Source organism: Enterovirga rhinocerotis, assembly GCF_004363955.1.
GTDB lineage: Bacteria > Pseudomonadota > Alphaproteobacteria > Rhizobiales > Beijerinckiaceae > Enterovirga > Enterovirga rhinocerotis.
In genome coordinates this window covers 145455-167808 of sequence record NZ_SNZR01000014.1, presented here as the reverse complement: position 1 = coordinate 167808, position 22354 = coordinate 145455, and the positions used below count along the sequence as shown (strand labels likewise).

Genomic DNA, 22354 nt, shown 5'->3' with positions numbered 1-22354 from the left:
GACGGCTTGTTCGGCAAGGTCCTGGAGGCAACACCCGGGCAGGATCCGCCTCGGGCCACGCCCAGTTTCCCTACCCGCGGTCCGGCTCTACGCCTTCGGACCGATCTTCGACTCAGTGCAGGTCGGGCGCGTAGGCCGGAACGGCCATTCCCGTTCCGATCTCAGCATAACCCGACTGGCGCCGCGCCCCGCCGTCTACGATCGCGTAGTTTGCCCGGTCGGACAGAAGCGCTTCCAAGACGGCGACATTGAGGCGATGGCCGCTGCAATGGGACTTGTAGGTGGCAAGCAGGGGAAACCCGGTCAGCGACAGGTCGCCGACGGCATCCAGCATCTTGTGGCGGACGAACTCGTCGGCGAAGCGCAGGCCTTCGGGGTTGATGATCGCGCCGTCGCCGATCGCGACGGTGTTCTCGAGCGAGGCGCCGAGCGCGAAGCCCGCCTTCCAGAGCTTCTCGACGTCGCCGATGAAGCCGAAGGTGCGAGCGCGGGAGATCTCGTGGCGGAAGCGGTCGGGCGTCAGGTCCATGACCTTGCGCTGCTTGCCGATGATCGGGTTCTGGAAATCGATCGCGACGTCGAGGCGGAAGCCTCGGGAATTGGGAAGGAGCTCGGCGCTGGCGATGCCCTTCTCGACCCGCACGGGCTTGAGGACCTTGAGATAGCGCCGCGTGGCCGCGCTGCGGACGAGCCCGACCGAATCGATCGCCTCGACGAAGGGGGACGCGCTGCCGTCGAGAATCGGCACCTCGGCTCCGTCGATCTCGACGAGGACGTTGTCGACGCCGAGGGCGGAGAACGCCGCCATCAGGTGCTCGATCGTGGCGACGGCACCGGTCTCCTTGTCGCCGATCACGGTGCAGAGCTCGGTCGCGGTGACGGAGGAGAAATTCGCCTCGATCAGCCGGTCCCGGCCATGGGGAAGCCCCGTCCGCAGGAACACGATGCCATGGCCCGCCTGGGCGGGATGAAGATGGAGGTTGACCGGCTTGCCCGAATGGACCCCGATGCCTCTCAGCGAGACCGGAGCCCCCAACGTGGCTTGATGACTGCTCTTCATCCTATCACCTCGGGCCGAGCTTCATCGGCGCGCGACTGGCGTCCGCCGAATTCGGATCTCACCCGTGTTTGTGCCCCGGTACCGGCGCGGCCCTGTCAACGCGGGCCAGCTGCCGTCGAAAACGATACAGCCTGAAATTAGTCCCACGGCGCCGCCCAGCCAAATCACTCTTTCTTACGGTCTGTTACAGCCCCGTAATAAAGCTCGTCCCCCTCGTCGAGCCCCTGCCCCCGCCCGGCACGGAGGCGGCATCCGGGCATGAAAAAGGCCCCGGACCAGAAGGTCCGGGGCCACGATCTCGGCTCTGAAAGTTCGGGGTTCAGGCCGAGGTCGAACGGCGCAGGAATGCCGGGATTTCGAGCTGGTCGTCCTCGCTTGCACGAGGCGCCGGCACGATCCTGCCTTGTCCATCGAGCGCGCCCTGAGCCGGCCGATAGGCAGGCTGCTGGGGCGGGCGCTTCACGTAATCGGCACCGGCCGCGGGCATGCGCGGAGCGGGCTCGGGCAGCGCCTGATGATGCGGCGCCGACGGCTCCGGCAGAACGGGCGCGGCCGAATTCGGCACGTCGTCGCGGCGGCCGAAGCCGACCGTGGCGAGCTTGCGCAGGAAGCTCTTGGCCTCCTGGCCGATCCCCTCCGGCTGGCCGTGCTGGGCCCGGATCTGCTTCTGAGCCGGAACCGGCAGTTCCTCGATCCGGGGCATGCGCGGCTGGCGCATCACCCGCTCGGGCTCCGGCGGGAGGAAGGGCTGCCGGGACACCGGAGCGTGATCGGCATGCGGGGCCGGCGCGACGGCGACCGGATCGTAGCCGGCACCCTTCGGGGCGACGGGCGTCAGGGTGATGTCGTCGCGCATCATCGGTGCCGCCGGCTCCATCGCGGCCTGCGCCACGATCTCGGCGGCGCGGGCATTCGCGTCGACGCGGGCCTGCGGCGCGGACCCCGGCTGAGCCTGGGCGGCGCGCTGGCGAGCCTCGGCGCGAAGCTTCTCGGCCACTTCCGCGATTCGCTGCTCGGTCGCCGAGAGGGGATTCTCGGCCTCGAGCGGCTGGTCGATTCCCGTCGCGACGACGGAGACGCGGATCGTGCCTTCGAGCGATTCGTCGAAGGTTGCGCCGAGGATGATGTTGGCGTCCGAATCGACCTCCTCGCGGATGCGGGTCGCAGCCTCGTCGAGCTCGTAGAGCGTGAGGTCGCGGCCGCCCGTGATCGAGATGAGGAGCCCGCGGGCGCCGCGCATCGAGACCTCGTCGAGGAGCGGATTGGCGATGGCCGCCTCGGCCGCCTGGATGGCGCGCCGCTCGCCGGACGCCTCGCCCGTGCCCATCATCGCCTTGCCCATGCCGCGCATGATCGCGCGGACGTCGGCGAAGTCGAGGTTGATCAGGCCTTCCTTGACCATCAGGTCGGTGATGCAGGCGACGCCCGAATAGAGCACCTGGTCGGCCATGGAGAAGGCGTCCGCGAAGGTCGTCTTCTCGTTCGCGACGCGGAACAGGTTCTGGTTCGGGATGACGATCAGCGTGTCGACATGCTGCTGCAGCTCGATCACGCCCGCTTCGGCGACGCGCATCCGGCGCACGCCCTCGAACTGGAAGGGCTTCGTGACGACGCCGACCGTGAGGATGCCCATCTCGCGGGCCGCGCGGGCCACGACCGGAGCCGCACCGGTTCCGGTGCCGCCGCCCATGCCGGCGGTGATGAAGGCCATGTGCGAGCCGGAGAGCTGGTCGCGGATCTCGTCGATCACCTCCTCGGCAGCCGCACGCCCGACCTCGGGCTGCGAGCCCGCGCCGAGACCGGCCGTCACGCCGAGACCCATCTGCACGATGCGCTCGCAGCGCGAGGACGAGAGCGCCTGCGCATCCGTGTTGGCGCAGACGAATTCGCAGCCCATCAGGCCCGATTCGATCATGTTGTTGACGGCATTGCCGCCCGCACCGCCCACACCGAACACCGTGATTCTAGGCTTCAGTTCCCGGATGTCCGGGGCTCCCAGATTAATCATGACCTTGTCCTTTCTCCGACCCCGTATCGGATATACTCAAAAACTCTCACGCAGCCAGCGAGCCATCTTGCCCATATAGCCTCGTGATCCCTCTTCGCCGCCGAACAGACTGTTCCCCTTCGGCTCGAAATGTTCGATATGCGCCACCTGCGGATAGACCAGCATGCCCACCGCGGCGGCGAAGGCCGGCCCCTTGGCGGCCTCGGGCAGCCCCTTGACGCCGAGGGGACGCCCGATCCGGACCTGTCCCTGGAGGATCTTGCGGGCAACGTCCGGCAGGCCGACGAGCTGGCTCGCCCCGCCGGTGAGGACGATGCGGCGCCCGGTCTGGGCCGCGTAGCCGGCCTGGCGGAGCCGGTCGCGGACGAGTTCGAGGATCTCCTCGACGCGCGGCCGGATGATCCGGACGAGCTGGGATCGCGGGATGTGATTCGAGACCTCGCGGTCGTCGTCCTCGCCGACATGCGGCACCGCGATCATGTCGCGCTCGTCGGAGGTCGAGGCGATGCAGGTGCCGTAGAGGGCCTTGAGCCGTTCCGCCGCGGTCACGGTCGTCGTGAGCCCGCGTGCGATGTCCATGGTGATGTGGTGGCCGCCGACGCCGATGGCGTCGACATGGACGAGGTGCCCCTCGGAGAAGACGCCGGCCGAGGTCGAGCCGCCACCCATGTCGATCACGACGACGCCCATCTCGGCCTCGTCGTCGGCGAGAGCCGAGAGGCCCGACGCGTAGGGGGTCGCGACGACGGCTTCGATGTCGAGATGCGAGCGCTCGACGGCGAGCATCAGGTTGCGCGAGGCCGCGACATCCGCCGTCACGACGTGGAGATCGACGCCGAGCTTCTGCCCGATCATGCCGGACGGCTCGACGATGTGGCGCTGGCCGTCGATCGAGAAGCCCGTCGGCAGGGCGTGGAGGACCGCGCGGCCGGGGCGCAGGGTGTGGCCGCTCGCGACCTCGAGCACCCGCCCGATGTCGCTCGCGCAGACCATGCCCGAACGCACGCCGACCTGGGCCTCGAAATGATGCGAGGCGATCCGCCCGCCGGTGAGGTTCACGATGGCGGACTTCACCTCGACCCCCGCCATGCGCTCGGCCGAATGCATGGCCTGGCGGATCGCGGTCTCGGCGGCTTCGAGGTCGACGACCGCACCGGCCTTGAGGCCGAGCGAGCGCTGGTGGCCGATCCCGATGATGCGGGCGAGATGGGTGCGGCTGCGCAAAGCTTCGCCCGGCGCCGCGGGGCGCAGCTCGGCGATGAGGCAGACGACCTTGGAGGTGCCGATGTCGAGGACCGAGAGCGTCGCGCTGCGGCGCGTCGAGAGCGGCTTCAGGCGCGGGGTCAGGCCGTGGTCTTTCAGGCTCACGTCTCGATCCCCTTCACGCCACGCTGGATCTTCTTCTTCGTGCCCTCGGCCCGCGCCGCGACCGCTTCCTCCGTCAGACGGAGGATGACGCGGTCGGGCATGCGCAGGTCGACCGTGAGCACGTCCTTCTCGAGGAGACCCGATTCGCGATCGAGCCGGACGAGACGCCGCATCGCATCGACCGCGTCCTCCTCGGGCAGCCGGACGTCGAGGCCGTTCTGCATCTTCAAGGTCCAGCGCCGGCCCGAGATCAGCATCCCGGCCCGGATCTTCGAGCGGAGCGGTCCGGCCGCTTCGAGAAGAGCCGCATAGGACGCGACCTCGAGGTTCGCGCCCTCCCCCACGACGAGCGGCAGATCGACGAGCGTCGGATCGCGCATCGTGTCGATCTGGGTCCCGTCCTGCGCGACGACGTAGAGCTCGCCGTTGAGCTGCCACAGCGCGTAGGGCTGGCGCTCGGTGATCGCGATGGACAACCCGTTCGGGTAGAGCTTGCGGATCTCGGCCGACTTGATGAAGGGCTCGTCGAGGAGCCGCCGCCGCACCTTCGCGACGTCGAGGAACAGCAGCGAGTTGCGGTTCGAGATGCCCGCGGCGCCGAGGAGATCTGCCTCGTTGAGCCTCGCGATGCCGGAGATGGTGATCTTGTCGAGGCCGAGGCCGATCCCGCGCGCGGCGATGTCGCGCAGCTCGCCGTGGCTTTCGACGAAATCGGCATAATCCCCGTTCTGCACGAGGCCGTAGACGCCGATGGCGGTGAAGAAGCCGAGCGCGAGGACGGTCCCGCTGAGGCGCGGGATGCGCCGCACGAGCGGAACCGAGACCGAGGCCCGCCGCCGCCGCGCGAATCGCGGCAGAGCGGCCGAACGAAGCAGCGCCCCGAGCAGGCCGGGCTCGGGACGTGACGGGCGTGCGACCGCTCCCCCGGGGCGACCCGGGCCTAGCGGTTCAACGACGCGTCCTCCACCATCCATCTCACAAGCTCGCCGAACGAGAAGCCCGCATGGGCTGCCAATTCCGGCACCAAGGACGTGACCGTCATGCCCGGCTGCGTATTGACCTCGAGGACGACGAGAGCGCCCGAGCCCCCGGGCGTATCGTCGTATCGAAGGTCGGCACGGCTCACGCCGCGGCAGCCGAGTGCTTGATGTGCCGTTAACGCCGACTCTTGGACGCGTTGGTAAATATTTGGTGAAAGTTGTGCGGGCAGGACGTGAATCGAGCCGCCCTCAGCGTACTTTGCGTCGTAGTCGTAGAACCCTCCGCTCGCCGGCCGGATGTCGATGACGCCGAGCGCCTTGTCCCCCATGACGGCGCAGGTCAGCTCCCGTCCGGCGATGAAGGGCTCAACCATGACCTCCTCGCCGAACGGCCAATCCTCGCGGCCGAGTTCCTGCGGCGGATGGGACCGGTCCTCGCGCACGATGATGACGCCGACCGAGGAGCCTTCGCTCACCGGCTTGATGACGTAGGGCGGCGGCAGGACGTGCCGGCTGGCCGCCTCGGTCCGCGAAACCACGACGCCGCCCGGGACCGGCACGCCGGCGGCCCGCATCACGTGCTTCGCCTTCTCCTTGTTCATCGCCAGCGCGGAGGCGAGGACGCCCGAATGGGTGTAGGGGATGCGCAGGATCTCCAGCAGGCCCTGGATCGTGCCGTCCTCCCCTCCGGGTCCGTGCAGCGCGTTGAAGGCGATGTCGGGTCGAACGGCCTGGAGAACGCGTGCGATGTCCTGGTCGACCTCGATCGGCGTGATGCGATAGCCCTGCTCCTCGAGAGCCTTGGCGCAGGCCTTCCCCGAATTGAGCGAAACCTCGCGCTCGGCGGATAGGCCGCCCATCAGGACGGCGACGTGCTTCTGGCTGTGGGGCATGGATGGGTCCCGTCTCGTTCTCGCGTCCGGCGATTCGCACTCCAACGAGTGCGGGCATGCGAGGCGCCGGCATGCAACCCCCGCGCGCCTCGCCTTCCGGCGATAGCGCACAAAGCTTCCCCGCATGCTAACGGCCGGCTTCGACCGATCTCACCGGGCCGCGGCTGCCTGGAACGGCGCGAGACCTCCGGGAGGCCGGCTGCCCCGGGCGCAGCGGCTTCTGCCTTGGTGCCTCCTTCTGGCCCTATTCCTTGCCGAAAAACCGTCACAGTGCGTCGGCGCACGGGCCGCTCGGGCCACCGACCGGCGATGCGGGATCAACGGGGCGAGGCAACCGATGCCGAGCGGCCCCGGACCGATGGGGTGTCCATGCTGTCACGTTTCCTTCCGGCGGGCGTCGCCGCCCTCGCGGTCGCCATCTCGCTGCCGGCCCTGGCCGAGCCCGCCCCCGTTTCGGGAGGCCTGATCCCGCCGCGGAAGCCTGATTTCGGAGCCGCCCGCCCGTCGGCCGAGGCCCGCAAGCCCGCTCCCGCCAGGACGGCGGCGATCGATCCGCAGGCGCTCGCCCCGGCCAAGGCCGATGCGGCGACACCGCCGGGCATGGCCGCCGCGCCCCCCACCGGCCGCGACGCCGCGGCCTCCGAGCCCGGGACGGAGGAGCGGACGAAGCGCCGCCGGAGCCGCGCCGCCAAGGCCGCCGCGGAGCCGGCAGTGGAAGCCGCCCCGGCCCCCGCCCAGCCGGCACCGCCGGCCAACCCGCTTCAGGCGCTCTTCGGCGGAGCCGGAGCAGCCGCCGCCCCCGCGTCGCAAGCCGCAGCCGCCGCGCCCGCAGCCTCGGGCGCCGCGATGAACCGGAGCCAGCTCGACGCCAGGATCGCCCACCACGCCCGCATCAACAACGTCCCCGAATCGCTGGTCCATCGGGTCGTGATCCGGGAGAGCCGCTACAATCCGCGCGCCGTCGGGCGGGGCGGCGCCATGGGCCTCATGCAGATCAAGACCGCGACGGCCCGCGGCGTCGGCTACCAGGGCGGCCCGGCCGGCCTGCTCGATGCCGAGACCAACCTCACCTACGCCGTCAAATATCTCGCCGGCGCCTGGCGCGTCTCGGGCGGCAGCCACGACCGGGCCGTGATGCATTATGCCCGGGGCTACTATTACGAAGCCAAGCGTCAGGGCCTCGCCGGCCCGAACCGGACCGCGCGCCGCGGCGGCAGGCCGGAGGCGACGCCCGCCGTCGCCGCAGCCCCCGCTCCTGCTCAGCCCCCGACACTGTTCTCGTTCTTCGCTCAATAGGGGCGTTCTTCTCGCGCTCGCCGGGCCGTGCCATGAAGGACGCCTTATCGCGAGGCGCTTCATGACAGATCTTCTCTCCCTCGACACCGCGGCTCTTGCCGAAGGCTATCGCTCCAAGCGGTTTTCACCGGTCGAGGTGGTTGAAGCGGCACTCACGCGGGCGGAGGCGGTCAATCCGGCCGTCAACGCCTTCACGCTGATCGATCGCGAGGCGGGCCGCGAGGCGGCCAAGGCCTCGGAGGCGCGCTGGAGCGCCGGCACCCCGGTCGGGCCGCTCGACGGGATGCCCTTCACGGTGAAGGACAACGTCCTCTGGAAGGACCGGCCGGCGCGGCGGGGCAGCCGCTCCGTCGGCGATGCTCCGGCAGCGGAGAATGCCCCGTCCGTCGATCGCCTGATCGAGGCGGGCGCGGTGCCCTTCGCCAAGACGACGCTGCCCGAATTCGGCTGGAAGGGCCTCGGCGACAGCCCATTGACGGGCCTGACGCGCAATCCGTGGGACACACGGATGACGACCGGCGGCTCCTCGGCCGGTGCCGCGGCGGCGGCCGCTCTCGGAATCGGCCCTCTCCATATCGGGACGGACGGGGCGGGCTCGATCCGCATCCCCGCCGCGTTCTGCGGCATCTTCGGTCACAAGCCGTCCTACAGCCGCGTGCCGGCCTATCCGCCGTCCCCCTTCGGCATCGTCTCGCATCTCGGCCCGATGAGCCGCAGCGTGACGGATGCCGCGGCGATGCTCAGCGCGGTCGCGAGGCCCGACCCGCGTGACATCGACTCGCTCTGGACGGAGCCGCAGGACTACACCCTCAACCTCGACGAAGGCGTGCGCGGCCTGCGCTTCGCCTGGAGCCCGCGCCTCGGCTATGCCGACGGGCTCGATCCCGAGGTCGAGGCGCTGTGCGCCGACGCCACCCGCGCCTTTTCCGAGTCGGGCGGCGTGCTGGAGGATGCCGATCCGGCCTTCTCCGACCCGACCGACATCCTGCGCGTCCTGTGGCGGACGGGGGCCTGGCTGGTCCTGCGCGACATTCCCGAGGAGCGCTGGTCGGAGCTCGACCCCGGCTTCGTCGCCGAGGGGCAGGAGGGATCGAAACTCGCCGGCGCCGATTTCGTGCGGGCGGCCAATGCCCGCGCCGCCAACTACACGGCGGCGGCCCGCTTCCATCAGAGCCACGACCTCCTGCTGACGCCGACCCTGTCGATCCCGGCCTTCGAGGTCGGGCACAACACGCCGCCCGACGGGCGCTACGGCGACGACTGGCTGAACTGGACGCCCTACAGCTACCCGTTCGACCTCACGCTGCAGCCGGCGGCGACGGTGCCCTGCGGATTGACGAAATCGGGCCTTCCGGTCGGCCTTCAGATCGTCGGGGCGATGGGCCGGGACGACCTCGTCCTGCGCGCTGCCCGGGCGTTCGAGAAAGCGCGCCCCTGGGCGACGATCGACGAGTCCCGCGTGAGGCACTGACCCCAAGGGGCTCCTGGCGGGCGATCCACGGCGGGCACGAACGGCACAAGGCAACATGCGACGTTAACACGATCGCATCCTCGTGCGCCGTATGGTTTCGTCTCCCAGGCTCACCAGGAGGCCAGGCGTGCCGCTGGGTCCGAATCGAGGTGCAGGCGCACGAGCCATCGGCCCGGCCGCCCTGCTGAGCGCGCCCGCCTTCCTCGCGATCGCCGTGGCGTTGGCCTGCGTCTTCGGCATCCTGAGCCGCCCGGTCGGCTACCTCGCCACCGTCTGGCCGGCCAATGCGATCATGCTCGGCATTCTGATCCGGATGCCGGCGGCGGCGCGGGCCTCCGGTTGGCTCGCCGGTGCGGCGGCCTATATGGCAGTGGACCTCGCGACGGGGTCCACGGTCTTCAAGGCGGCGCTTCTCAACAGCGCGAACCTCGCAGGCGTCGCGACGGCATATTACGTCTTCTCGTTCCTTCCGGACGAAATGAAGACGCTCCGCCAACCCGCATCCGTGCTCTACGTCGTCATCGCCTCCACCCTGGCCGCCGGGATGGCAGGCATCTTCGGCGCCATCGCCAATCCCATCCTTTTCAACGGCGGCATGTTGCGCGGATTCGCCTTCTGGTTCGCCAGCGAGTTCGTCAATTACCTCGGGATCCTCCCCGTGATCCTGGCCGCGCCTCCGATTCGCACGATGCGATCGTGGCGGCTCCGCCGCCGGTCGCAATTGTCCTGGCGCTTGCCGCAGCCGGCGCTCGCCCTCGCGCTGTCGTGCCTCGTCGCGGGGACTATCGGCGGCCCCGGCGCGATCGCGATCCCCGTCCCGGCCCTCCTGTGGTGCGGTCTGGCCTACGGGGTCTTCGGCACGGCGATGCTGACGCTGGCCTTTACGATCTGGTCGCTGGTGGTGATCTCGGCCCAGTTCGCCGTCGACCCGGCCGGGAAGGTCGATCAGAACGCGCTGATCTCCGGCCGCCTCGGGGCCTCGCTGATCGCGCTCGCGCCGATCATGGTAGCCATCGTGATGAGGAACCAGGCCGACCTTCTGCGCCGCCTCAGGCTTCTGGCGAGCCGCGACCAGCTCACGGGCTCTGAGAACCGGCGGTCCTACTACGCCAAGACGACCCAGATCGTGGAGACGGGAGCTGCACGCCTGGCCCTGCTCATGATCGATCTCGATCACTTCAAGGCGATCAACGACACCTATGGGCACGCCAGCGGGGACGAGGTTCTCGCAACCTTCGCGGACCGGGCACGCTCATGCTTGCGGCGGAGCGACCTGCTCGGCCGTCTCGGGGGCGAGGAATTCGCCGTCTCGGCGCCGGATTGCTCGATCGAGGAGGCGTCCGCCATCGCGGAACGCATTCGTGAGGCCTGCGGCGCAACCCCGATCCGCCTCGGCGATGGACGGCTGGTCACGGTCACGGCGAGCATCGGCGTGGCCATCACAACCGCCCCGCGCGCCACGGGCGTCGATGCCGTCCTCGCCGCCGCGGATGCTGCGCTCTACCGCGCCAAGGCCAAGGGCCGCGACCGGATCGAGATCTCGACGGAGGCGATCCCGCACCGCACCACCAGCCCTGGCAGCACCGTTCCCTCCAAGCTTGCCTTCACGCCCCTTCGCGGCCGCTGATCGGGCCCGGGCACCCATTCTGATGGGAGCTTGCCGAGACGGCGGGTGTGGCCGGTCTGCCGCCGTCAGGCCGGCGCGTCGGGGGGCAGCGCCAGGGTGTCGACATGGCCGATCAGGGCCGTGACACCGGGCCGGCTGCGCGCGGACCGCCACGCTTCGACCTCGGCCTCGCCCAGACGTCCCGTCTCGGCGACCGCCCGCGCCTTGTCGCCGACGAGGCGCCGGATCAGACTCGCATCGTCGGCACCGAGGCGCCAGGGCGTCGCGGCGCTCTCGACCCGATAGCCGCCGCTGCGAAAGGCCTCCGCCAGCGCCTCTGCGGCGCGCGGGCCTGCTGCAGCCCCGAATCCCTTCTCCCCCTCCTGATGCGCGTGAAAGGCCGCCGCGACGGAGGCGTCGGCCGGGTGGGGCGGACGCCATTCCTCGCAACCGTCATAGGTCAGCGCCGTATGGAAGACCGCCCGGCGGGCCGCGACGCTCGCGGCGAATTCCGCGATCGCCGCAGGCGACAGAAGATCGAACAGAGCCGCCGCCGTGACGAGATCGGGCGCCGGCTCCAGCGCCGCCTCGAACCCTGCCGCGAGATCGAGGCACCGGAAGGAGACCGCGATGTCGCGTCCGTCCTTGACCAGTCGCAGCGTGTCTCCCTCCGCCGAGGCCTCGTCGGCCCAATCCCGCAGCCGTTCCCGGGCGGCGTCGAGGAGCCTCTCGTCGTGATCGACGAGAGACCAAAGCTGGCGCTCGGGAAGCCAAGGCGCGAGGGCGCGGAGGTTCGAGCCCGTGCCCGAGCCGAGATCGACGACGCGCAAGGGCCGGTCCTGCCGCGCGAGGGCTCTGCCGAGCGCGGTCATGAGGCCCCGGTCACGCGCGGCGTGATCGGCCGGCTCGCGGAGCGCGAGCCACTCGGCCGTGAACGGGTTCACGTCGTCGGCTCGCGCAGCACGGCCGCGACGGCGGAGGCGGTGTCGTCCCAGCGCGGCAGGTTGCGGCCGGCCTCCCAGGCCGCCTCGGCCAGGACCCGCCGACCATCCGGATCGCCGACGACGACGCGGATCGCCTCGGCGAGCGCCCCGACGTCCCCCGCGGGGACCTTCAGCGTCGCATCGTCCGGCGCGGTCTCAGCTGCCGCTCCGCCCGCCGCGACGACGAGGGGCAGTCCGCGCGCCAGCGCCTCCGTCAAGACCATGCCGTAGCCCTCGAACAGGGACGACGAGACGACGACGTCGGCCTCCTCGTACAATCGGTGAAGCCCTGCCTCCGTCACCGCGCCGGCGAGCCTGATCCGGCTGCCGAGGGAGGCGGCGGCGATGCTCTTGCGCAAGGCCTCGACATGGCCGGGATCGCGGTCGAGCGTCCCGACGATCGTGAGCCGCCACTCGAGTTCCGCCAGCCCCGCCAAGGCATCGACGAGACGATCATATCCCTTTCGCGGCGTCACCGCTCCGACGGCGAGGAGCCGCGTGCCGGGGCCGGGACGCGATTCGACGCGCCGTGCCGGCTCGGTGCCCGGCGGGATGACGCGGAGACGCTCCTCCGGCACACCGAACCCCGCCGCGAGGATGCGCGCGGTGAAGGGGCTCGTCGCGATCACGCGATCGGCGAGCGCCAGCGCCGCGCGTTCGCTGACGACGAGAGCAGCCGCGCAGTCGCGCGCGAGGCCGGTCTCGAGCCCGAGCGGATGGTGCACGAGGGCGACGATCGGGCGGCTGACGGCCGCGCGGATCGTCTGCGCCGGCAGCGCGCCGTAGGCGAGCCCGTCGACGAGGAGAGGCACGCCCTCGGGAAGCCGCGACAGGAAGGAGCCGGTCTCCGCCAGATCGGCCACGGAGGGGAACGGGAACGAGCCCGGCAGGCGGAGATGCGCGGCGCGGATGCCGTGCGCCGGCAGCAGCTCCAACAGGCGGCGCGCATAGGCGTAGCCGCCGGTCGGGGCCGCGAGATCGCCGGGGACGGCGAAGACCGCCTCATCCATCCGCGACCGGCCCTTCGAACCAGGCGCGGGCGATGTGGGATTCGTGCAGCGTCACGCGGATGCGGTCGACCCCCTCGCCGCCCGGCCCGAGATCGCCGGCACGGATCGCCGCCGACATCGCCTTGTGGATGTGCCCGCTCAGGAACTCCGTCGTCGTGTTGCGTCCGGCGAAGGCGGGCAGGTCGTCGAGATTGCGATAGTTCAGCGGGCCGAGGATCGCCTTCAGCGCCTCGCCCGCCCGGCCGATATCCACCACGACGCCGTCCTCGGTGAGCGCTTCGCGGAAGAAGGCGACGTCGACGACGAAGGTCGCCCCGTGCAGCGCCTGGGCGGGACCGAAGAGGTCGCCCCGGAAACTATGCGCGATCATGACGTGATCGCGGACTTCGACGGCATACATGCAGGCCTCGTGGGACACGTGACGATCACCTCGCTCGCGGAGACGATGGGGTTTCATACCGCACGACCGTGCACAGGCCCGGCGCCCCAGGGGCCAGCAGCCGCGGCAGCTCGCGCGGGAGGTCGGCGAAGGCGACCTCCTCGGTGATCAGCGCGTCGAGACGCGGATCGGCGAGCAGCGCCAGGGCCTTGGCGAGGCGGCGGGCGTGGCTCCAGCGCGGCCGGCGCGAGGGTGCCACCTCGCCCACCTGAGAGCTGACGAGCCGCAGCCGGCGCGCGTGGAAATCCTGCCCGAGCGGAACGGGGACAGAACGGTCGCCATACCAGCTCATCTCGACCACCGCCGCCTCGTGACCGGCGAGGGAGAGGGCAAGCGCCAGCCCTTCCGGCTGGCCGCTCGCATGGATGACGATATCCGCTTCGGCCCTCGCCTCGGCCGGCAGGCGGAAGCGGGCACCCAGCGCCTCGGCGACGGCCGCGCGCGCGGGATCGGAATCGACGGCCTCGACCTCCGCGCCCGGCAGACGGGCGGCGAGGAAGGCGACGAGGAGGCCGACGACGCCTGCTCCCACCACCGCGATCCGGTCGCCCGGACCCGCGCCCGAATCCCAGACGGCGTTGAGCGCCGTTTCCATATTCGCCGCGAGCACGGCGCGCCGCGGTGGCACGCTCCCCGGCACCGGCGACGCCGCATCCCGGGCCGCGACGAAACCGGTCTGGTGCGGCTGCAGCGCGAAGACGGGCGGGCCCGTCTCGCCCTCGATCTCGCCCACGGCACAGTAGCCGTACTTCACGGGGAAGGAGAAGGAGCCCGCCTGTGCCGGCGCCGTCATCCGAAGGGCGATGGTCTCGGGCACGCGGCCCTCGAAGACGAGACGCTCCGTCCCGCGGCTGAGCCCCGTCCAAAGCGTGCGGATGCGGATCTCGTCGGCCTTGGGAGAGGGCAGCGGTTCCGTCCGGATCACGGCCTCGCCCGCTCGGGGGTACCAGAGCGCCTCGATCGAGCCGGCTTCGACCTCCGCGGATTCGCCCCGAGACGCCTGGTCGGCGTCGGACCACGTCTCGCCCGGCATCGGATCGTGTCGGTCCATCGTTGATCGGGCATCCCTCACCGCCGACAAGCCTCGGCACGGCAAACCGTTCCGCGATCTCCCCACGCCTCGCCGATCGTCAAGAGCCGACGGCCTCCTCGACGCGCCTTCCGGCCTCGGCTAGAGCGGTTCCATCTCAGCGGAACCACGCATTGGCCGGAGGAACGGGATGAGCGCGAGCGCGGCGATCGAAACGAAGCCGGACGACCTGCTCTACGAGGTGCGCGAAGGCATCGCGCAGATCACGTTCAACCGGCCCCACGCCCGCAACGCCATGACCTTCGCCATGTACGAGCGCATGGCCGAGATCTGCCGCGAGGCGAACGAAAACGAAGAGATCAAGGTCATCATCATGACCGGCGCGGGCGAGAAGGCCTTCGCCTCCGGCACCGACATCTCCCAGTTCCGCGCCTTCAAGACGCCGGAAGACGCGCTCGAATACGAAGGCCGGATCGACCGGGTGCTCGGCGATCTCGAAACGTGCCGCGTGCCGATCATCGCGGCCATCGCGGGGGCCTGCACCGGCGGCGGTGCCGGCATCGCCGCCTGCTGCGACCTGCGGATCGGCACGGCGGACAGCCGCATCGGCTTCCCGATCGCGCGCACGCTCGGCAACTGCCTGTCCATGTCGAATTTCAGCCGGCTGACGGCCCTGGTCGGGCCGGCGCGCGTGAAGGACATGATCTTCACCGCCCGCCTCGTCGGTGCGGAGGAAGCCAAGGCGATCGGGCTCCTGACCGAGATCGTGCCGGACGCGGAGGCACTCAAGGTCCGGGCCTGGGAGATGGCCCGCCTGATCTCCGGCCACGCCCCGCTGACGATGCGCGCGGCGAAGGAGGCCCTGCGCCGCCTGACGAAGCGGATTTCGTCCGAAGAGGGCCGCGACCTGATCCTCTCCTGCTACATGAGCGAGGATTTCCGCGAGGGCATGGACGCCTTCCTCAACAAGCGCACGCCGCAATGGAAGGGGCGCTGAGCGGCGCCTCCATTCCCAGCCCGGCCGCAGGATGACCGACATCCTCGCCATCGTCCTGCAGGGCGCCGGGCTGTTCTATCTTCTGGCCGCCTTCGCCGGCCTCCGGTCCGTCGCGATGGACCGGTTCCTCTCCCAGGCCATCGACGCGCTCGCGCCGAGGCCCGAGGCCGAGCAGAAAGCGGACCGTCTGCGCAACGGCTTCCTCGCCGTGTCCTTGCTCGCCTTCGGCATCGCCGGCGCCGCGCTCCTCGCACGGCTCGAGGTCGCGCTGCCGCTTCTCGCGGCGGTTCTCGGACTCCAGATCGTCTATCTCGGCATCCTCGCGCCGCGACTCGTCGACCCTGCCGGGCCGCCCGACCCCGGCAGCCGCTCGAAAAGCTGGCTGCTGACCGCCATCCTCGGCGCGCTGGCGATCCTCGCCTTCGCGGCCTGGCGCATCGGCGCCCTGTTCCCCTTCGCTCAGGCGCCGATCGGGACCTCGGTCTTCGCCGCGGCCTGCCTCGCGCTCGCCGCCTTCGCGATCCACCTCGCGCGATCCGGCACCCGACGCTCCCCGTCGCCTCCCGACGCGGAGCCGGATCTGTTCGAGCCCGACGACGACAACGTCCATGACGACACCGATCCGGGCGTCTCCCATGGCGATCCGGAGACTATTCGCCTCGTCGTCACCCCGTCCTGGGGGCATGGCTCCGTGCTCGACGCCGCGAACGGCCTGCCGATCAGCCATCGGCTCAGGCTGGCCCTCCTGACCGAGGAGGAGCGGATGCTCCTCGCCGACTGGAACTGCCTCTTCATCGACGTCGCCGACCCGTCCGACCCGCGTCGGGCGCGGCTCGAAGAGGGCGATGCGCTGGCGAAGCTCGACGCGCTCGGCCGCCCCATCGCCGAGAGCATCGCGGCGCGGCTCGGCCCGGACCGCGTCGCCTTCGAGCCGGCACCGCGCCCGGTCCCGCCCCGGATCGCGGTGAGCGCGATCAAGGTGATGGCCGATTACGGCTGCCACGCGCTCTGGTTCCACGAGGATCCGGACCGGGTCGGCTGCTTCTCCGCCGGCGAGTTTGGCCTGTCCTGGGCGCTAACCTGCTCGCTCGGCGGCTGGGCCGTCGGCTTCGACGAGCGCCTCGATCCCGACGATCCCGGCGGCGGCTCCCGCTGGAGCGCGGCGGAGGAAGCGGAGCATCTCGCGGAAGGGCACGACATCGCCCGGCGGCTCGCGGCCGAACTCGCCGAGACCGACCGCGGCCACGTCGCCGTATTCTACCATCCGACCGGCGGCACCCTCGAGCGCGTGGCGGTTCAGCCCACCGCCTGAGACCGCGCGAGACGGTACATGCGGTGCTCGCCGTAGCGCTTCGGCAGGGGCACCACCCCGACATATTCGGTCGCGAAGCCGACGGCGTCCGAGGCTGCGAGCACGGCCGCGAAGGGCTCGGTGACATAGACGCCGCCCGGCGGCGCGATGGGCTCGACGCGCGCCGCGCGCGACACCTGGGTTCCGAAATAGGTCGCGCTGCGGCGGATCGGATCGAAGCCGCGGAAGACCGGGCCGTGATGGAGGCCGATCCGAAGCTCCGGCGCCGCGCGGTCCCGCCCCCGGAGGCGCGCCGCCGTCTCCTGGACCGACAGCGCGAGATCGGCCGCCGCCGCGGCCTCCGCCACGACGCAGAAGACGGCATCGCCCCAGGTGTTGCGGTAGAGGATTTCGGCTCCCGCCTTGTCGATGGTCTCGCCGATCCCGGCCATGAAGGTCGACCAGAACAGCGGCAGCCGCGATTCGGGGATCGTCGAGAAGCGCAGCACGTCCGCGAACAGGAACGCCCTGATCTCGCGAACCGGTCCGGGTGCCGCGGGATCCGCGCCGAGATCGGCGCTCGCGACATGCGGCGCCGCCGGCTCGAGGAGGATGTCGACGCAATCGGTCGACAACTGGCGTGCCCGGGTGCGCGCGAGGCCGCGGGCCACCACCGCCGCATATTCGATGAGCTTCGGATCGGCGAGATCGCCATCCGCCGTCACGGCGGTCACGGTCGCGGCGCCGTCGAGACAGGCGCGCCGGCGTGCGACCTCCGCCGGGGGCAGGTCGCGCTCGATACGGTCGACATAGTCGCGGGCGGAAAAGGGCAGGACGAGGTGGAGCTCGGCGCGGTGCGCCAGCGCCCGCTCGGCCGCCGCCAGGGAGGCCGCGCCCCAGAGGGTGCCGACGGCGAAGCCGGCCTCCTCCTGCCGCAGGCGCCGGTCGACCATCGCCCCGACATCGTCCTCTTCGTGCTGGTCGAAAAGCCCGCCTCCGGCGGCGAGATGCGCGACGCGGGGCGGGCGCAGGATGTCGAGCAGTCCGGCCCGTTCGGGATAGGCGGCATCGTCCTCCATCAGCAGCGCCAGCTGGCGCCGCGTGGAGGAGAGAGCGCCGTAATCCCGGCCGGCCTTCGACCGGGCCAGCGCGAGGTCATCGGAGGCCTCGCTCGTCCGCCCCAGGACGAGAAGCGCCTCCGCCCGGCTCGCGGCGGCCCAATAGTCGAGCGGCTCGGCGAGAGCCGGATAGGCGAGGAGATCGCGGGCGACGGTCTCGGCCCCGGCGACATCGCCCGAGAGGCGCAGCAAGGTCGCCGCATTGATGCCCGGGAAGAAGTCCCTCGTCTGCCGATAGACCCGCAGATAGGCGTCGGCCGCGCGCCTCATGCGCAGGGGCCGTCGGGCACCGGCCGCGGCGACGGCGATGTCCTTGAGGATCCGCGCCCAGAGCGAGAGCGAATCGACGTCGCCCTGCCTGTGGATACGAAGGGTCCGATAGCGCTCGGCCGCCTCGGCCGTCGCTCCGGCGCGGGCAAGGGCGAGGACGCAGAGGTAGCGCAGGCGCGGGTCGTCCTCGCCCGCGTCGAGGCTCGCCTTGGCGCGATCATAGGCGCCGATCAACTCGCCCCGCCTGAGGTCGGCCGCGATCAGGTCGGACGCTGGAACGGACATGCGGCCGCGCTACGAAACGGGACCGGTCCGGCCCGCGCGGGATGGATGGAGCAGACGTCGCCCTTGCTCGGCATCCATCGCTGCGTCATCCTCTCGCCAAGGCCGTCAAGAGGCCGTCGTGGACCTTGGATCGGGTCCCAGCGGGGAGCAAGCACGAATGTCGACCGGCGAGGCTGAGGACCGTCCGAAGCTCCATTTCTGGGACGCCTATTGGGATCATCGGCCTGCGGAATGTCCCTGCGACGAAGATTTCATCCGCTGGATCGACGAGATGCGGATCCGGGATGCCGCGATCTATCATTTCGGCACGGGCGGGCATCATCATGTCGGGATCGAATGCGCGATGCCCGAGCGGCGCAACGCCGTGCTCGGCATCACGGCGGCGCCGCAGGAGCACGCGACCTATATCGAACTCGCCATCGAGCGGCCCGATGTGCTGCGCTACTACAATTGCGTCTTCGGCGACATCTATCTGCTGAACCGCCGGCTCCTGCCGGATTTCGATGTCGTGACCCTCTTCCATCTGTGCGAGTTCCGGGGACCGAAGAACGATGCCTATGGCGGATCGACGGATCTCGAGGTCACGCGGCTGCTGACCGACAAGCTCCGCCCGGGCGGCCACATCCTTTTCTTTCCCGGCTCCTTCGCCTGGGACCGCGCCAATGACAGTGCCAAGGACGTCGTCGCCGAATGGGAGATTTCGGCCGGGGTCACGCGCGTCGGGACGTTCCGGTCCCTCCTCGTCTATCGCAAGACCGCATGATACGCGGCGGCGGACTTTGCCGACGCACGATCCACGGCGGCGATGGCCGACGCTTTTCGTTTTGCCGTGCAACCTTGGCCGTTCGGCCGCGTTAGCGCGGAACGGGGCAGGGTTTGCCGGACGGAGTTTTGAACATGGGCATCATTTGGACGATCATCATCGGGTTCCTGGCGGGGGTCATCGCCAAGTTCATCATGCCCGGCCCGAAAGAACCGCAAGGCTTCATCCTGACGACGATCCTCGGCATCGTCGGCGCGTTCGTCGCGACCTATCTCGGCCAGGCCCTGGGCTGGTACCGGGCTGACCAGGGAGCAGGCTTCATCGGAGCGGTCGTCGGCGCGATGATCGTGCTCTTCGTCTACGGCATGATCGCGGGTCGTCGCCCGACCGTCTGACCGCCGCAAGACGGATGACGGATATCGAGGGCCGGCCGCGAGGCCGGCCCTTTGTCGTGGGATCAGGCGTCGCGCGAGGGCGGCTCGAGCACCGCGCCGTAGGGGCAATGCCCGGTCGCGCCCCGGATGGCCAAGGCGGAACCGAACAGGATCGCGGCGAGGCTCAGCAGCTTGTTGGGGCGCGGCTGCGCGCCGATCGCCGCGATGGCGAGCCCGCCGACGACCGAAACGGCCCGCTCGGTCGCGCTCAGATTCCTTTCTCCCGAAAACAGGTCTTCCGCGCTTTCGATCAGGCCGTTCCGCATCATCGACTCCGGTCTGCGGCGGCGCCATAACGGTCTCCCGCCGGATGGATTGAACGGCTGCGCCGGTCTCGGGTTCCGGAACGGGCCATGAGGTCGACCGCCACAGGACCTGCGCCAGCCCCGAGGCGAGACCGTTGAACCGACCCCGAGCCAATCTCAAGGACGTCGCCGGGCGCGCAGGCGTCGACGTGTCCACCGCCTCCCGCGTCCTCGCCAACAAGCCCGGCCAGCGCGTCGCCGACGAGACGCGCCAACGCATCCTCGATGCCGCGCGCGATCTCGACTACCGGCCGAACGCGCTCGCCCGCGGCCTGCGGACCTCGCGCACCTTCGCGCTCGGCCTCGTCGTGCCGCAGCTCGACAATCCGGTCTTCTCGGCGGCGATCCGCGGCGCCGAGATGGCGGCCGCGGCGCTCGGCTATTCGCTCCTCATCTCGCATCGCGATCCCGATCGCCCCATGGCGGGCGAGTACCGGCGCCTCGCCGCGACCCATCAGGTCGACGGCCTCCTCGTCGCGAGCCTCGACGACGACCGGAACCTGATCGAGGAACTGGGCGAGACGGGCGTGCCCTTCGTCCTGATGAACCGTCATATCGACGGGATGCCCGGGGTCGCCCTCGATTCGCGCCAGGCCTCGCGCATCGCGGTCGAGCATCTGCTCGATCTGGGACACCGGCGTGTCGCCCATCTCGCGGGCCGTCTCGGCGGCTTCAACGGCCAGGCCCGCATCGCGGGCTATCGGGACGCCCTCGAGGCGGCGGGGATCCCCTTCCGTCCGGAGTTCGTCGAGCCGGCCGGGTACACGGTCGAGGGCGGCGCGGACGCCATGCGTCGGCTCCTCGCCCTGCCCGGCCCCCGCCCGACCGGGATCGTCGCGGCGACGCTCGTCTCTGCGACCGGGGGCCTTGCCGCCCTGCACGCGGCGGGGATCGGCGTCCCGGACGAGGTGTCCGTCGTCGCCATCCACGACGCCCCGATCGCGGCGATGGTCTACCCCGCGCTCACGACCATCCGGATGTCCACCGAGGAGATGGGAGCCAAGGCCGCGGGCCTGCTGGTCGAACTGATCGCCGGCCGCTCGCCGGAAGCGCCGCCGCTCCTCCCGCCCGAAGGCCTGATCCGTCGTCAATCGACCGCGAAGCCGGCCACTTGACAACCGGCCTTGGGCGTTGTTGTCTATCTGGACAAACGATTGCTCAAGACGAGCTCGGGAGGACACGCGATGCCCAGCCGCCAGCCTTGCGGACGGACCCGCCGCGCATGAGCGCCGCCTCGCCCCAGACCGGCGGGCCTGCCGCCTCGCTCGCGGCCGTCGTCGGCCCCACGCACGTCTCCACCGACGCCGAAACCCTGACGCGCTACGCGCGGGACCGTCTGCCCTTCGGCATCTTCCGGGCCCGCTCGGGCGGGCTGCCGGGCACGATGCCGGCCGCCGTCGCGAAGCCGGCCTCCGAGGAGGAGATCGTCCGGCTGGTCGAGAGTTCGGCCCGGGACGGGTTCCGGATCATCCCTTTCGGGCTCGGCTCGGGCGTCCTCGGCGGCACCATCCCGCTCGGAGGCGAGGTGATGCTGGACGTCACGCGCCTCGACAAGCTGCTGGCGATCGACGAGACGAACGGCCTCGCCACCGTCCAGGCCGGCATGAACGGCGGCGAGTTCGAGCGTGCCCTGAACGCGGCGGGCTGGACCTGCGGGCACCTCCCCCAATCGATCAACATCTCGACGGTCGGCGGCTGGGCGGCCTGCCGCGGCGGCGGCCAGGCGAGTTCGCGCTACGGCAAGATCGAGGACATCGTCGTCGGGCTCCGCGCCGTCCTGCCGGACGGACGCATCCTCGACGTGCGGCCGGTCGCGCGCCGCGCGGTCGGGCCGTCCCTCATCGACCTCCTCGTCGGCAGCGAGGGCACGCTCGGCATCATCACCGAACTGACCCTGCGCATCTTCAGGACGCCCGCAATCGAGAAGGGCGTGGTCCTCGCCTTTCCGAGCCAGGATGCCGCGCTGAACGCGGCCCGCCGCATCATGCAGGCGGAGCTTCGGCCGCAGGTCGTGCGCATCTACGACGAGATCGAGAGCCGCGAGCGCACGAAGGACATCGAAGCCTTCCGCACGAAGCCGATCCTCGCCATCATGGTGTTCTGCGGAACGGCGAGAACGGCCGCCGCGGAAGAGGAGGAAAGCCTGGCCATCTGCCGCGAAGAGGGGGCGGACATCGCCGACGACGGCCCGCTCACGCATTGGCGCGAGGTCCGCTACGAATCCTATTCGGGGAAGTGGCAGGCGGCCGGCTATTTCATGGACACGATCGAGGTCTGCGCGCCCTGGTCGTCGCTCGCGACGCTCTACGACACCTGCCGGAATGCGGCCCTGTCCATCTGCCCCGAGATGCATTTCGGGGCCCACTGGTCGCACGTCTATCCAGAGGGCGCCTGCCAATACATGACGATCCGCCTGCCGCCGATGCCGGACGAGCAGGGTCTCGCCCTCCATGCCAGGCTCTGGGATGCGATCGAGAGCGCGACGCTCGATTGCGGCGGCACGGTCGCGCATCACCACGGCGCGGGCGTCTTCCGCAATCCGTGGCTGAAGCGCGAACTCGGCACGGGGCTCGACGTCCTCCAGGCGATCAAGGACGCGCTCGATCCCGACAACCGCCTCAATCCGGGCAAGCTCGGCCTTCGTCCCGCCGCCGGCGCCGTCGAGGTGCGGCATGGGTGAGGCGCAACGCGTTCACCCTCCCCTGGAGGGGGAGGGTCGCCGGCAGAGCCGGCGGGGTGGGGTGGAA

General features: G+C 70.5%; 20 protein-coding genes. 9 read left to right on the top strand and 11 right to left on the bottom strand.

Translation table 11 applies throughout. The features are described 5' to 3' along the window. Positions 1 to 112: 112 nt before the first annotated feature. From lpxC to EV668_RS17425, 5 genes are all read right to left on the bottom strand, one after another. Positions 113 to 1060, bottom strand: a complete 948-nt coding sequence (lpxC, locus tag EV668_RS17445; protein ID WP_133772424.1) for a UDP-3-O-acyl-N-acetylglucosamine deacetylase — start codon at positions 1058 to 1060, stop codon at positions 113 to 115. Between the two features lie 319 nt (positions 1061 to 1379). Next, positions 1380 to 3068, bottom strand: coding sequence for a cell division protein FtsZ (ftsZ, locus tag EV668_RS17440; protein WP_133772421.1), 1689 nt, complete (start codon positions 3066 to 3068; stop codon positions 1380 to 1382). A gap of 36 nt (positions 3069 to 3104) precedes the next feature. Further along, positions 3105 to 4436, bottom strand: coding sequence for a cell division protein FtsA (ftsA, locus tag EV668_RS17435; RefSeq protein WP_133772419.1), 1332 nt, complete (start codon positions 4434 to 4436; stop codon positions 3105 to 3107). Next, positions 4433 to 5410, bottom strand: coding sequence for a cell division protein FtsQ/DivIB (locus tag EV668_RS17430; RefSeq protein ID WP_133772417.1), 978 nt, complete (start codon positions 5408 to 5410; stop codon positions 4433 to 4435). Before EV668_RS17430 ends, ftsA begins: the two co-directional genes overlap by 4 nt. Further along, positions 5377 to 6309 (bottom strand): D-alanine--D-alanine ligase, encoded by a 933-nt coding sequence (locus EV668_RS17425; RefSeq protein ID WP_133772415.1) that lies wholly within the window; start codon positions 6307 to 6309, stop codon positions 5377 to 5379. The genes EV668_RS17430 and EV668_RS17425 overlap by 34 nt, the downstream gene beginning before the upstream one ends. Before the next feature lie 369 nt (positions 6310 to 6678). Here EV668_RS17425 and EV668_RS25395 point away from each other — a divergent pair, with 369 nt between their 5' ends. From EV668_RS25395 to EV668_RS17410, 3 genes are all read left to right on the top strand, one after another. Then, a complete protein-coding gene (locus EV668_RS25395) occupies positions 6679 to 7605 on the top strand; it encodes a lytic transglycosylase domain-containing protein (RefSeq protein ID WP_133772413.1) in 927 nt (308 codons plus the stop codon). A gap of 61 nt (positions 7606 to 7666) precedes the next feature. Next, positions 7667 to 9076: an amidase gene (locus EV668_RS17415; protein WP_133772411.1), complete on the top strand. Its 1410-nt coding sequence runs from the start codon at positions 7667 to 7669 to the stop codon at positions 9074 to 9076. Between the two features lie 127 nt (positions 9077 to 9203). Continuing rightward, positions 9204 to 10703, top strand: a complete 1500-nt coding sequence (locus tag EV668_RS17410; RefSeq protein WP_166652529.1) for a GGDEF domain-containing protein — start codon at positions 9204 to 9206, stop codon at positions 10701 to 10703. 65 nt (positions 10704 to 10768) lie between these two features. Here EV668_RS17410 and EV668_RS17405 read toward each other — a convergent pair whose 3' ends face one another. Genes EV668_RS17405 through EV668_RS17390 form a run of 4 tightly spaced genes read right to left on the bottom strand, consistent with a single transcriptional unit; the run spans position 10769 to position 14165 of the window. After that, complete coding sequence (locus EV668_RS17405; protein ID WP_133772407.1) at positions 10769 to 11626, bottom strand: class I SAM-dependent methyltransferase; 858 nt, start codon at positions 11624 to 11626, stop codon at positions 10769 to 10771. After that, entirely contained in the window at positions 11623 to 12675 is a 1053-nt protein-coding gene (locus tag EV668_RS17400) for a glycosyltransferase family 4 protein (protein WP_133772405.1), read from the bottom strand. Before EV668_RS17400 ends, EV668_RS17405 begins: the two co-directional genes overlap by 4 nt. Further along, complete coding sequence (locus tag EV668_RS17395; protein ID WP_133772403.1) at positions 12668 to 13075, bottom strand: 6-pyruvoyl trahydropterin synthase family protein; 408 nt, start codon at positions 13073 to 13075, stop codon at positions 12668 to 12670. The genes EV668_RS17400 and EV668_RS17395 overlap by 8 nt, the downstream gene beginning before the upstream one ends. A gap of 25 nt (positions 13076 to 13100) precedes the next feature. Continuing rightward, positions 13101 to 14165: a zinc-dependent alcohol dehydrogenase gene (locus tag EV668_RS17390; protein WP_245513285.1), complete on the bottom strand. Its 1065-nt coding sequence runs from the start codon at positions 14163 to 14165 to the stop codon at positions 13101 to 13103. 169 nt (positions 14166 to 14334) lie between these two features. Here EV668_RS17390 and EV668_RS17385 point away from each other — a divergent pair, with 169 nt between their 5' ends. Then, positions 14335 to 15141, top strand: coding sequence for an enoyl-CoA hydratase/isomerase family protein (locus EV668_RS17385; RefSeq protein ID WP_133772401.1), 807 nt, complete (start codon positions 14335 to 14337; stop codon positions 15139 to 15141). A 31-nt stretch (positions 15142 to 15172) separates the two neighbouring features. Continuing rightward, positions 15173 to 16453, top strand: a complete 1281-nt coding sequence (locus EV668_RS17380) for a hypothetical protein (protein ID WP_133772399.1) — start codon at positions 15173 to 15175, stop codon at positions 16451 to 16453. Here EV668_RS17380 and EV668_RS17375 read toward each other — a convergent pair. Then, the gene (locus EV668_RS17375; protein ID WP_133772396.1) at positions 16438 to 18105 is read right to left on the bottom strand and encodes an adenylate/guanylate cyclase domain-containing protein; all 1668 of its coding nucleotides are present in this window, start codon (positions 18103 to 18105) and stop codon (positions 16438 to 16440) included. The genes EV668_RS17380 and EV668_RS17375 overlap by 16 nt on opposite strands. Before the next feature lie 157 nt (positions 18106 to 18262). On the opposite strand from EV668_RS17375, the gene EV668_RS17370 reads away from it, so the two are divergent. Beyond that, the gene (locus EV668_RS17370; RefSeq protein WP_208111570.1) at positions 18263 to 18868 is read left to right on the top strand and encodes a hypothetical protein; all 606 of its coding nucleotides are present in this window, start codon (positions 18263 to 18265) and stop codon (positions 18866 to 18868) included. Positions 18869 to 19002: 134 nt separating this feature from the next. Then, complete coding sequence (locus EV668_RS17365) at positions 19003 to 19263, top strand: GlsB/YeaQ/YmgE family stress response membrane protein (protein WP_133772394.1); 261 nt, start codon at positions 19003 to 19005, stop codon at positions 19261 to 19263. 62 nt (positions 19264 to 19325) lie between these two features. On the opposite strand, the gene EV668_RS17360 is transcribed toward EV668_RS17365, so the two are convergent. Continuing rightward, a complete protein-coding gene (locus EV668_RS17360; RefSeq protein WP_208111569.1) occupies positions 19326 to 19568 on the bottom strand; it encodes a YgaP family membrane protein in 243 nt (80 codons plus the stop codon). A gap of 134 nt (positions 19569 to 19702) precedes the next feature. Here EV668_RS17360 and EV668_RS17355 point away from each other — a divergent pair, with 134 nt between their 5' ends. After that, complete coding sequence (locus EV668_RS17355; protein WP_133772392.1) at positions 19703 to 20722, top strand: LacI family DNA-binding transcriptional regulator; 1020 nt, start codon at positions 19703 to 19705, stop codon at positions 20720 to 20722. Positions 20723 to 20829: 107 nt separating this feature from the next. Next, positions 20830 to 22287, top strand: a complete 1458-nt coding sequence (locus EV668_RS17350; protein WP_133772390.1) for an FAD-binding oxidoreductase — start codon at positions 20830 to 20832, stop codon at positions 22285 to 22287. The last annotated feature ends 67 nt before the right edge of the window (positions 22288 to 22354 follow it).

Coding starts and splice junctions, on each gene's coding strand:
- lpxC (WP_133772424.1), bottom strand. CDS start 1,060: ATGAAGAGCAGTCATCAAGCCACGTTGGGGGCTCCGGTCTCGCTGAGA.
- ftsZ (WP_133772421.1), bottom strand. CDS start 3,068: ATGATTAATCTGGGAGCCCCGGACATCCGGGAACTGAAGCCTAGAATC.
- EV668_RS17430 (WP_133772417.1), bottom strand. CDS start 5,410: ATGGATGGTGGAGGACGCGTCGTTGAACCGCTAGGCCCGGGTCGCCCC.
- EV668_RS17425 (WP_133772415.1), bottom strand. CDS start 6,309: ATGCCCCACAGCCAGAAGCACGTCGCCGTCCTGATGGGCGGCCTATCC.
- EV668_RS25395 (WP_133772413.1), top strand. CDS start 6,679: ATGCTGTCACGTTTCCTTCCGGCGGGCGTCGCCGCCCTCGCGGTCGCC.
- EV668_RS17415 (WP_133772411.1), top strand. CDS start 7,667: ATGACAGATCTTCTCTCCCTCGACACCGCGGCTCTTGCCGAAGGCTAT.
- EV668_RS17400 (WP_133772405.1), bottom strand. CDS start 12,675: ATGGATGAGGCGGTCTTCGCCGTCCCCGGCGATCTCGCGGCCCCGACC.
- EV668_RS17395 (WP_133772403.1), bottom strand. CDS start 13,075: ATGTATGCCGTCGAAGTCCGCGATCACGTCATGATCGCGCATAGTTTC.
- EV668_RS17390 (WP_245513285.1), bottom strand. CDS start 14,165: ATGGACCGACACGATCCGATGCCGGGCGAGACGTGGTCCGACGCCGAC.
- EV668_RS17385 (WP_133772401.1), top strand. CDS start 14,335: ATGAGCGCGAGCGCGGCGATCGAAACGAAGCCGGACGACCTGCTCTAC.
- EV668_RS17380 (WP_133772399.1), top strand. CDS start 15,173: ATGACCGACATCCTCGCCATCGTCCTGCAGGGCGCCGGGCTGTTCTAT.
- EV668_RS17375 (WP_133772396.1), bottom strand. CDS start 18,105: ATGTCCGTTCCAGCGTCCGACCTGATCGCGGCCGACCTCAGGCGGGGC.
- EV668_RS17370 (WP_208111570.1), top strand. CDS start 18,263: ATGTCGACCGGCGAGGCTGAGGACCGTCCGAAGCTCCATTTCTGGGAC.
- EV668_RS17365 (WP_133772394.1), top strand. CDS start 19,003: ATGGGCATCATTTGGACGATCATCATCGGGTTCCTGGCGGGGGTCATC.
- EV668_RS17360 (WP_208111569.1), bottom strand. CDS start 19,568: ATGCGGAACGGCCTGATCGAAAGCGCGGAAGACCTGTTTTCGGGAGAA.
- EV668_RS17350 (WP_133772390.1), top strand. CDS start 20,830: ATGAGCGCCGCCTCGCCCCAGACCGGCGGGCCTGCCGCCTCGCTCGCG.